9 protein-coding genes are annotated in these 11,540 nt (G+C 30.9%); 7 read left to right on the top strand and 2 right to left on the bottom strand.

All coding sequences use genetic code 11. From position 1 onward, the window contains the following. Positions 1 to 101: 101 nt before the first annotated feature. Entirely contained in the window at positions 102 to 1,112 is a 1,011-nt protein-coding gene (locus ASC44_RS17185; protein ID WP_055448847.1) for a 3-oxoacyl-ACP synthase III family protein, read from the bottom strand. A gap of 283 nt (positions 1,113 to 1,395) precedes the next feature. On the opposite strand from ASC44_RS17185, the gene htpG reads away from it, so the two are divergent. From htpG to ASC44_RS17215, 6 genes are all read left to right on the top strand, one after another. Further along, positions 1,396 to 3,312: a molecular chaperone HtpG gene (gene htpG, locus ASC44_RS17190; protein ID WP_055448848.1), complete on the top strand. Its 1,917-nt coding sequence runs from the start codon at positions 1,396 to 1,398 to the stop codon at positions 3,310 to 3,312. 204 nt (positions 3,313 to 3,516) lie between these two features. Next, on the top strand, positions 3,517 to 4,530 hold the full coding sequence (locus tag ASC44_RS17195; RefSeq protein ID WP_055448849.1) for a DUF6624 domain-containing protein: 1,014 nt from the start codon (positions 3,517 to 3,519) through the stop codon (positions 4,528 to 4,530). 318 nt (positions 4,531 to 4,848) lie between these two features. Beyond that, positions 4,849 to 6,513 (top strand): type VI secretion system tube protein TssD, encoded by a 1,665-nt coding sequence (tssD, locus tag ASC44_RS17200; protein ID WP_055448850.1) that lies wholly within the window; start codon positions 4,849 to 4,851, stop codon positions 6,511 to 6,513. Further along, a complete protein-coding gene (locus tag ASC44_RS17205; RefSeq protein WP_055448851.1) occupies positions 6,510 to 6,860 on the top strand; it encodes a hypothetical protein in 351 nt (116 codons plus the stop codon). The genes tssD and ASC44_RS17205 overlap by 4 nt, the downstream gene beginning before the upstream one ends. Before the next feature lie 286 nt (positions 6,861 to 7,146). Beyond that, positions 7,147 to 7,446 (top strand): immunity 53 family protein, encoded by a 300-nt coding sequence (locus ASC44_RS17210; RefSeq protein ID WP_055448852.1) that lies wholly within the window; start codon positions 7,147 to 7,149, stop codon positions 7,444 to 7,446. A 220-nt stretch (positions 7,447 to 7,666) separates the two neighbouring features. Then, positions 7,667 to 8,953 carry an APC family permease gene (locus ASC44_RS17215; RefSeq protein ID WP_055448853.1) on the top strand — a complete coding sequence of 429 codons (1,287 nt, stop codon included), beginning with the start codon at positions 7,667 to 7,669 and terminating at the stop codon, positions 8,951 to 8,953. Between the two features lie 169 nt (positions 8,954 to 9,122). Here the strand turns inward: ASC44_RS17215 and ASC44_RS17220 are convergent, their stop codons facing one another. Beyond that, entirely contained in the window at positions 9,123 to 9,980 is an 858-nt protein-coding gene (locus tag ASC44_RS17220) for a YitT family protein (RefSeq protein WP_055448854.1), read from the bottom strand. A 493-nt stretch (positions 9,981 to 10,473) separates the two neighbouring features. On the opposite strand from ASC44_RS17220, the gene ASC44_RS17225 reads away from it, so the two are divergent. After that, complete coding sequence (locus tag ASC44_RS17225) at positions 10,474 to 11,535, top strand: hypothetical protein (protein ID WP_055448855.1); 1,062 nt, start codon at positions 10,474 to 10,476, stop codon at positions 11,533 to 11,535. Positions 11,536 to 11,540 lie beyond the last annotated feature (5 nt).

Raw genomic sequence — 11,540 nt, forward strand, 5'->3', positions numbered from 1 at the left:
AGCTTAATTATTTATTACTTGTAATATGAGATTGCTACGTTCCTAAAAAGTAACTCGCAATGACAAAAAAATTATGAGTTTCCTTTTTTCTAAGGAATTTGTTACCATTTAATAATAACACTTCCCCAAGTAAAACCACTACCAAAGGCAGCTAAAACTACATTATCTCCTTCTTTTATTTTTCCTTCTTCCCAAGCTTCGGTTAAAGCTATTGGAATAGAAGCAGCGGTTGTGTTTCCGTATTTCTGTATGTTATTAAATACTTGATCGTCGCTTAATCCAAATTTCTTCTGTATAAACTGTGCAATACGTAAATTCGCTTGATGCGGAATTAACATATCTATCGCTTCTTTATCTAAATTATTTTTAGCCAAACCTTCCATAATAACTTCACTAAAACGAACCACTGCATTTTTAAATACAAATTGCCCATTCATGTGTGGAAAATAACTTTCGTCATCCGGATTGTTTTCTGCTAAAATATCGTTTACCCAACGTTTTCCCATTCCGGGTGCAACAAGTACCAATTCTTCGGCATGTTCTCCTTGAGAATGTAAATGTGTAGATAAAATTCCTTTTGTATTATCTTCTTCTCTACTTAATATTGCAGCACCTGCACCATCTCCAAAAATAACGGTAACTCCTCTTCCTCGAGTAGTTTTATCTAGTCCACGAGAATGCAATTCACTTCCAATAACAAGAATGTTTTTATACATTCCAGTTTTTATAAAATTATCTGCCACAGACAATGCGTATACAAAACCAGAACACTGGTTACGCACATCTAGCGCACCAACAGTTTTAATACCTAAAGCATGTTGCACTTGTACTCCTGGCCCAGGAAAATACATATCTGGACTTAAGGTTGCAAATATTATAAAATCGATATCATCTTTATCAATTCCAGAACGCTCAATAGCTTGCTTGGCAGCTTTTACTCCCATTGTAGCTGTTGTATCTCCAGACCCATCTTTTACCCAACGACGTTCTTTAATACCGGTGCGTTCGGTAATCCACTCGTCATTAGTATCCATCAATTTAGATAGATCGCTGTTGGTTACTACATTATCTGGGACATATTTACCAAGTCCTATTATTTTTGAATTGTACATAGAATGCTATTTTATTTCTTCCGCGAAGACGGAAATCTCAAGACTGTATTATTACAAGTAATCTGAAGCGCAATTTAAGTTTTTCAACTATAATGTATCTCAAATTTGTTTTAATTAATTATGCACGCATAATAACTTGCTTTAATTATGAAATCCTCAAATTTTTTTTACAACAGTGTCATCTTGTCACTTTTAATCACTTGGCATTTTTGTTGACTATTACAAAGAAGAAATTAATAAGAAATTTTCGCTTAAGCGGAAATAAAAAATAAATATTATAATTATGGCAAAAGGAAATATTAATGTTTCAGTAGAAAACATTTTCCCATTAATTAAAAAATTCTTGTATAGTGATCACGAAATATTTTTACGTGAACTTATAAGTAACGGTACAGATGCTACTTTAAAGTTAAAGCATTTAGCTAGTATTGGTGAATCTAAATCTGAATACGGAAATCCTGTAATCGAAATTAAAATTGATAAAGAAGGTAAAAAACTTCACATTATCGATCAAGGTTTAGGGATGACGGAAGACGAGGTTGAAAAATACATTAACCAAATTGCTTTTTCTGGAGCCGAAGAATTTTTAGATCAGTATAAAGACTCAGCAAAAGATTCAGGAATCATTGGTCATTTTGGTCTTGGTTTTTATTCTGCATTTATGGTAGCAGAAAAAGTAGAAATCATTACTAAATCTCACAAAGAAGGAACAACTGGTGCACACTGGACTTGCGATGGCTCTCCAGAATTTACATTAGAAGCTTCAGATAAAACAGATAGAGGAACAGAAATTATTCTTCATATTGCAGAAGATTCTACAGAGTTTTTAGAAGAAGCACGTATTAATACTTTATTATATAAGTATAACAAGTTTATGCCTATTCCAATTAAATTTGGAACTAAAGAAGTTAACGATCCAGAGCACACACCTGCAACTACAAAGGATGCTGAAGGTAAAGAAACAACTGAGCCTCAACAAAAAATTACTGTAGATAACATTATCAATAATCCTAATCCAGCTTGGACAAAACAACCAACAGAATTAGAAGATACAGACTATACCAACTTTTACAGAGAGTTATATCCTGCACAACACGAAGATCCATTATTCCACATTCATTTAAATGTAGATTATCCGTTTAACTTAACAGGAATCTTATATTTCCCAAAGATGTCTCAAGATATGAGCATGCAAAAGGATAAAATTCAGTTATACCAAAACCAGGTTTATGTAACGGATAATGTAGAAGGTATTGTACCAGAATTTTTAACCATGTTACGTGGTGTAATCGATTCTCCAGATATTCCTTTAAACGTATCGCGTTCTTACTTGCAAGCAGATGGTGCTGTAAAAAAGATTTCATCTTACATTACACGTAAGGTTGCAGATAAATTAAAATCGTTATTTAATACTAATCGTGAAGATTTTGAAGCAAAATGGAACGATATTAAAGTGGTTATAGAATATGGAATGCTATCTGAAGATAAATTCTTCGAAAAAGCAGATGCCTTTACTTTATACCCAACTGTAGATAATAAGTATTACACATACGAAGAATTAGAAAACACTATTAAAGCCAACCAAACAGATAAGGATGGTAAAATGGTAATTCTTTATACAAGCGATCAAGATGCACAGCACACGTATATTGAAGCTGCAAAAGCTAAAGGTTACGAAGTATTGTTATTAGACTCGCCTATTATTTCGCATTTAATGCAGAAATTAGAAAGTACTAAAGAGAACATAACATTTGCTCGTGTAGATGCAGATTCTATAGATAAGTTAATTAAGAAAGACGAAACAACGATTTCTAAATTAGACGAAGATCAAACTAAAGTATTAGACGAATTATTGAAAAGTGTAATACCTTCAGAAAAATTCATGGTACAATTAGAGCCTCAAGATAGTGATGCTTCTCCATTTATGATTACGCAGCCTGAGTTTATGCGTAGAATGAAAGAAATGCAAGCTTCTGGTGGTGGCGGTGGAATGCAAATGTTTGGTGCTATGCCAGAAATGTATAACTTAACAGTGAACACAAATTCTGAATTGGTAGGCGAAATTTTAAATACCGACAACAAAGAGATTCAAGAACGTTTAATAAACCAAAGTTTAGACTTAGCAAGACTATCTCAAGGTTTATTAAAAGGAAAAGAACTTAGTGATTTTATAAAACGTTCTTACGCGATGATTAAGTAAGTTATTCTTTTTAACCAGAAACTACTTAAATAAAACTATTTTTTCGCTTTCGCGGAAAGACTAAAACCACCTTTCGAGGTGGTTTTTTTATGCTTGACTTTGTCATTTTTTTAGGCTAACTTCGTTTAACGTCTGATTTATAACATTGAAACGATTTTGTGTCAACGAAATATTGACATTCATTAACACCATACCAAGAAACCTATGAAAAACATTTTAATTTTAGTATTACTAATAATATTTTCGTCTTGTAAAAACGGAGAAAAAAATGAAGAAAATATCGTAGAGAAAACACCTACTTCAGAAGAAAGAGCAAAATATGCTGAATTGAAAAGTCAAGCTTGGAAACTTTATGAAAACGAAAACTATTTAGAATCAGCAAAGAAATATTCAGAGGCATTTACAACTCTTGGTAATAAGGGAAATACATCTGATAGATATAATGCTGCTTGTTCTTGGGCTTTAGCAAATCAAATTGATTCATCATTTGTTCAATTATTCAGAATTGCAGAAAAAGGTAATTATAAAAATTATGCGCATATAACAACAGATAGCGATTTATCTAGGCTACATTCTGATAAAAGATGGAATGAAGTTTTAGATTTAGTCAAAAGCAATAAAGAAAAAGCAGAAGAAGATTTAGATAAACCTTTAGTTGCAATCCTTGATACAATATATCAAGAAGATCAAGGATTAAGAAGACAAATTAACGAGGTTGAGGAAAAATATGGTAGAGATTCGGACGAAATGAAAGCTCATTGGAAAACCATAAACGAAAAAGACTCTATCAATCTCATAAAAATACAAAAGATACTTGACGAAAGAGGTTGGCTCGGTCAAGACATAATTGGAGGACAAGGAAATTCGACATTATTTTTAGTCATTCAACATTCACAGATAGAAATACAGGAAAAGTATTTACCAATGATGAGAGAAGCAGTTAAGAAAAATAATGCACGCCCAAGTAGTTTAGCATTATTAGAAGACAGAGTATCTTTAAGAACTGGAAAAAGACAAATTTACGGTAGTCAAATTGGGAGAAACCAAGAATCAGGTGAATTTTATGTCTCACCAATCGAAAATCCTGAAAAAGTTGATGAAAGAAGAGCCGAAGTCGGACTTGGTACTTTACAAGAATATATATCAAATTGGAATATAACTTGGGATGTAGAAAAACATAAGGAAATGACTGCAAAATTCGAGGCTGAAAAAAAATAACGAAATGCCAACACCGTATATAATTTATTGCTGGCTTCTTGCTTACTTGCGAAAGTCCTCACAGACTTTCTTGGTCGGTAATTATTTACTAAAATAGATGCTTAAAACACACAACAAACCATATACAACAACGTTAAACGAAAATAAAAAAACACCTTTCGAGGTGGTTTTTTTATGCTTGACTTTGTCATTTTTTTAGCATAACTTCGTTTAACGTCTGATATAAAACATTGAAACGATTTTGTGTCAACGAAATATAAGGCAATATTATACTCACTCAATCGGCGAAACGAAACGGATAAAAAAAAGAATAAAAACATGAGTTTCAAAGCAGTACTAATTATTAACGACGAAAGGCGAGTAATACTCAATGCAAGTCAATTCTTTTCAAGGTATTTTGACACAAATGGAAAACCTACAACAAAACCAATTGGTGGAAAATTAATGTTTTCAATAGAATCTACAGTAGAAGACAGTTTCTTTTACGAAAATATGTTTTCACCAACAGACAAGTGTAAAGGAGAAATTATATTTTATAAACGAGATGGTTTAAGTGTACTTTTTAAAATAGAATTTGCTAACGCACAAATTCTAAATTTATCAGAACATTTTGATGCTAAAAATAATCTCCCTTTACATATGAATATTGAAATTGGTTGGGGAATTGCAAGAATAAGAGGAGTTGTTTTCGAAGAATCTTGGAATCCAAATAATCCGTTTATTGAAATTGAACCAACAATACGTGAAGAAGAAGAAGAAGAAGAAGAAGAAAACGATGAATTTGGAATTAGCATAAAACACATAGCAGATAAAAAAACATTTGTTCCACTTGGTGTTCCTGCGTTTTCGGGAACTCCCGAAAACAAAAATATAGAATTTGAAATAGAAATTACAGAAAATGATATTGACGATTTTCAAGTAGAGTTTCTACACAATAACAAAGTTATACAAACCTATTATTCAAGAAAACAAACTCTAGATGAAGTAGTTGTAACAGCAAAAGGCTCTGGGAATTCTTCAAACTCTAATACTACAGATAATGAAAACGAGCAAAGTAATTATCCAAAAGGTAAATATAAATTAGAATGGGACGGTTTTGATAGTAATGGTATTTACCACAACACTAATTTTATATCAGGAAAATTCAAAGCACGTGTAAAAGGTAGTAAAAATGGAAATGAAAAAACCGCAGAAAGTACAGAGTTCTCTTTTAAATATAAAGAAGTAAATTGGGTAGATGCTAAGATTGACAAAAACAATAAACGTATTGATATTACACTTCGTGTAAACCTAAAAGATGGTGGTGCTAAAGGTTTAAGAAATTGGAATAAAATTCCAAAGAAAGATTTAACCTCAAAAGAACCCATAAAAACAAGAACAAAAAGTTTTGAAGATTTAGAAAAATTAGCAATAGATGGTTTAAACTATCATTGGGGAAGAAATAAAAATCATTACATTGCTAAAAATGTAGATATTAATGGAGAAGTTTATGAAATATTTATTAATACAATAAACACCACAGAAAATGTAATGGATGATGTAAGTTTAATATTTAATACTAATAGAAAATGGATGCGTTCTGGGAATCCAGGAACCGTTGAAGACCCTATTTCAGCTGTTGGAAATCTTATTTCAAGAGAAGCAGTATGTTATAATGTTGGATATCTTAAGTATTCCAATGGTTGGGGTTATCAAAATAGTAATGACGAGAATATCGAGTTTAAATTTACTTCTGCTCACGAAATTGGGCATACAATTTTAAAAGCTTATGGTGGCACTTTCTATTCTTATGGTCATAAAGGAAGTGTTAACACAATAACTCAAAAAATGAAATCTGATGCCTCTAATTATCCTGCTGATGAAGAGATTGACATAATGCCTTATTACCCAATAAGTCCACCTCCACATCTTTATAATAGATATATTGCTTCTGAAAAAGACGTTTTAAGTCTAATTTGGTTAACTAAAATAACGAAAGAATGAAACTAATAAAACTTCTATTTCTTATTTTTTTAATATCTTCTTGCTCAAATAAGATATCATATTATCAAGGCTATATCTATAAAAATAATATGCCTCTAGAAAACATAAAGGTTGTGGCAAGAGATCATCCCGACACTATATCTATAACTAACGAAAAAGGTTATTTTAAATTAAATAAACGAGCTACTTGGATAGAAAAATATTTATATCTTTATTCTAAAAACAAAAAAATTGATTCTATATCTATTATAAGAACGCATCCAGAATATGGAGTGAAATATTATTTTATTGAAGGTAGAAATGATACTCTATTTCTAAAGATTAATAATAACGTAATAAAAAAATAACGTTGCCTAACCTCGTATAATTTATTGCTAGTTCTAGCCTGCTTACGAAAGTCTAAACGGACTTTCTTAGTTAGGATTTATTTATTAAATTAGTTGCTTAATACACGCAACAAACAAGATACAACAACGTTAAACGAAATTTCAAAAACCACCTTTCAAGGTGGTTTTTTTATACTTGACTTTATTATCTTTTTTTAAGCTAATTTCGTTTAAAATTATTTTACATTTATTCTTTAACAGCTAAGCCTAAAACTAGCTTAAATAATATCAAAACAACTTAATACAAATGGAGATTACAGAGTGGATACAACATTGGTTTAAAAACAATTGTGATGGAGATTGGGAACATGGTGACGGAATACATATTTCAACACTTGACAATCCAGGTTGGGATGTAGAAATTGATTTATCAAATACTTCATTAAAAAATATAGAAATACCAAGGATTCTTAATGAGAATAGTAAACAAGATTGGTATAGTGTGAAAATTGAAAACCAAGTATTTAACGCTTCTGGAGATTCCGGGAAACTAGTATTTTTGTTAGGCTTATTTAAGGAGATGATAGAAAAGTTCGAAAACTCATAACACTCTTTTTTATTCGCTTCTACCAAGTTAAAAAACAGCTTCATTTTCAATAGAATTGACTTAAAATTTGAAAATACATTTTTTAAAGACAAGACTTTACAACTGCTTTTTAATAAATAGAAATATTCTATATTGTAAAACTATAGAGTATAAAAAAGATCGAAATTAATTTCAATCAACCAAAACTAAACAGTCATAAAAAATAAAGTGCTAATAAAACATGAACGATAAAATAGGATTAAAAGAAGCCATTTCAATTGGAATTGGAGGCATGGTTGGTGGTGGTATTTTTGCTGTTCTCGGCCTTGCTGTTTCTTTAGCAAAAGGCGGAACACCAATAGCTTTTCTTTTCGCTGGTTGTATTGCGTTGTTAACTGCATATTCCTATGCCAAGTTATCTAAAGCATTTCCTGAAGATGGTGGTACTGTAAGTTTTGTACATCAACAATTTGGTAATGGTGTATTTGCTGGTAGTATTAATAATTTACTTTGGATAAGCTACATTGTTATGCTAGCATTATATGCTTCGGCCTTTGGCTCGTATGGTGCCGAATTAATTCCTATTACTGGCGAAAAATCTGTAGATGCTCATATCTGTCAAACCGCAATTATTGTTCTCGCTCTTGTAATTAATTATCTAAGTATAGCGCTTGTTAGTAAAATTGAATCTGTGGCTGTTATAATAAAATTAATCATTTTAATAGCATTTATAGGCGTAGGTTTTTACGGCTTTTCTATCCATTCTGAAAACCTGAACCAACTAAAACCTAGCAATTGGGAAAGTCCAATACTTTTATTATCCGGTGGAATGGTAATATTTGTAGCCTATGAAGGCTTTGAGTTAATAGCCAACTCCATTTCCGATTTAAAAGATAGAGAGAAAAATACCGAAAAAGCCTATTTTGGAGCCGTTGGTTTTGTAATTGTACTATATATATTAATTGCTATTGTTACGGTAGGCTCTCTTCCTTTTGCAGAAATTGCCAATGCCGAAGACTATGTATTAGCCAAAGCTGCTGAGCCCATTCTTGGTAAAATAGGATTTACAATCATTACTATCACTGCTTTAATTTCAACGTTCTCAGCAATAAACGCAACTATTTTAGGTAGCGGAAGAGTAAATTATAATATTGCTAAGGATAACGAGTTACCCAAATACTTTTGCCATATGTTTTGGGGCAAGCCAATAGGTTTATTGTTAACAGCTATATTATCTATTCTGCTAGTAAATATCTTTAATTTACAAAGCATCTCTACGGCAGGAAGCGCAGGTTTCCTTTTAATTTTTTCCATTGTCAATTATATTGGCTTTAAAAAACACAAGGAATTAAAATCTAAAAAATGGATTCATTTTACAGCGAGCTTATTCTGTTTTATTGCTTTTGTAACCTTAATAATTCAGCAATTTTCAAGTAACAGAACTGGCGTTTTTATTGCACTTGGAATTATCTTATTTTGTTTTATACTTGAGTTAACCTATAAAAAGGTAATTCTAAAAGAAGCTTAATTAAAATCTCTATTAGATTACTTTTAGTATAGGTATTGAAATTTTCAAATATTTAATCAAAAATCAAATCTATACTATTCTATTATTTATATTTTTTATCGTTTTCACGTTCTGCACAACTGATTAAAAAAAAGAAACACCGCTCTATAGATGTTTCTTTTTTTTAAGTTTAAATAGATTCTGTATTAGATTCTAATGCACTAATATTAGCATCGGCATCCACACTATAGACAACGCTTTTAATAGCTTCTAACTGTTTAGCATTTCTGGTTATTAATATTAACTTTCCTTGAGAATCATGATGAATCAGCTTTAAAATAGTATTGGTATATTCTTCAAAGTTTAAAAAAGCTTCTTGAATAAGTAAGTTCTTTTTAGAGAACACAAAAACCGTCATATGCGTTGTCGATTTTTTAATATAATATCCTATTGTTTTACTAATAGCAATAATAGCGACAATACTATAGGCTGCCATTGTAAAATCTTTAAACACAAAAATTCCAAGTAAAATAACGACACCATCAACTATTAAAATAAGCTGACTAAAAGGAAGTTTTATTTTGGTTGCCAGAATACGAACTAAAATATCGTTTCCTCCTGTGGTCGCTCCTGCCTTCATTACCATAAAAACAGAAAAACCAACAATAACACCGCCAAATAAACAAGAGACCAAAACGTCTTCAACAAAAATTTTATCTCCTAAAATTTTTGAAAAAATATCGATATAAAAAGAAACCAATACCATAGAAAAAGCAGTTTTAACACCTGTTTTTCCGCCCAATACTTTTGTTCCCCAAAGTAATAAAGGAATATTTATAAGTAAAGCAACTACACCTATAGACATACCTGTAAGCTTATTAATAACAATACTTAATCCCAAAATACCGCCTGGCACTATATTGTGCGGTATAATAAATATTACATAGGCTATAGATAATATAAACGAGCCTATTAAAACGTTTGTATAGCTTTTAAGCTCTGTAAGCACTTCTTCTCTTTGTAATAATAATGTGATTCTTTTTTTCATAATACTAGGTATAAAAAAATCCCTTTGATTTAAAAGAAAATCAAAGGGATTAAAAATTTAAGTTTTAACTCAATCTAAATACTTTGATATCGGGACATATAAGACTTCTTACACATATAAATACGTGCAATCTTACTGGTATTATTCGAAATTAAGTTTAAAATATTCATTCAGTTTTGTGTAAAAAAAAAGCGTTCTATAAAAAAATAGAACGCTTATTAAATATGTAATAATAGTATACGCTCTAGCTTCCGGAATTTGACATCCAGGCCTGTTTACAAATACTATTTAAATTGTTGTTTTTCATAATTATGAGGCAAAGGTATAATTATTTTTAATAAACAAACCATTCTAATACAGAAAATTAGAGATTATAAAAAATCCACTTCTATTTCAATTTCGTATTTACTATAAAGCTAATTATCAAAATATATTATGCATGCATTGTATTTTACGTAATTTTTAGCTAACTTATAGACTTTCCAATATAACTATGAACGAAAAATTAATTTCTAAAAAAAAGCCTGCCTATCCCATTACTGCTCAACTCTCTAACTACTTAACTGTACAAGGACGAAATATAAAAATACCAATTTTCTATGAAGACTTACTTCGCTTTCAAGGCGCTATAGAAATTTTCGACGAAAAAGATGAAGACACACTTTGGATAAGCTGCTATTATGCAGAGCACGAACGTGAAGAAATACAAAATAGCCTAAAGCAAATGTATTCCATTTTACATTCCGATGGAAGCGATAGTATTCTACCTTATTTAAATATTGATAGTATCGATTTTTGCACCTTTGGGAATACAAAACCATTTCGTGTTAAAGTTAGAAATGTATTAAACGACAATTATATTTTTCTTTACATAAAAAAAGCGGATGCTTCTCGTATTTATGGTTTAGAATTAGAGGATATTCTATCACCAAATCACATTAATTTTCTAGTTCATAAAGACACTTTAATCGAAGAACATATTTCTGGAATTCCAGGAGACACCTATATAAAAGATCATTTACATACCATTACAGAGCAAGACAAAAGAGCCTTAGCAAAGGAGTTTGTTAAATTTAACGAACGTTGCTTTGTTAGATTATTGGCAGATATGCGTTCGTATAACTACGTTATTGTAATTACACACGATTTCGACCGTAAACAATACCGTATTCGTGCAGTCGATTTCGACCAGCAAAGTTATGAAGGCAACCCTAAAGTATATAAACCTCAGTTTTTAAAAGAAAACAATGCTCTTGTTCAAATGAGTATTGAAGTTTTAGCCAAAGGTTCAATAAAACAATACAGAAAAGAGGAGCGCTCCTTACTTGCAAAACGCGCAAAGAGTGAACAAAAACGTTTGCGTCATCTAATTCTTTGTATGAAGAGAGATACGATTTCTTCACCCGAAAAAATTAAACAATTAAAACTTGGCTTGTTCGATTTAACAGGAGATGTTAAGTTTAAACGTGCTAGAAACATGGGAGAATTACTAAAAGCAGCACTAGATTTTGTAATGCGTAATTACCAAAACGAAAATCCATATATCATTAAATAACACAC

It is taken from the genome of Lacinutrix mariniflava, from assembly GCF_001418015.1.
GTDB classification, from domain to species: Bacteria; Bacteroidota; Bacteroidia; order Flavobacteriales; family Flavobacteriaceae; genus Lacinutrix; species Lacinutrix mariniflava.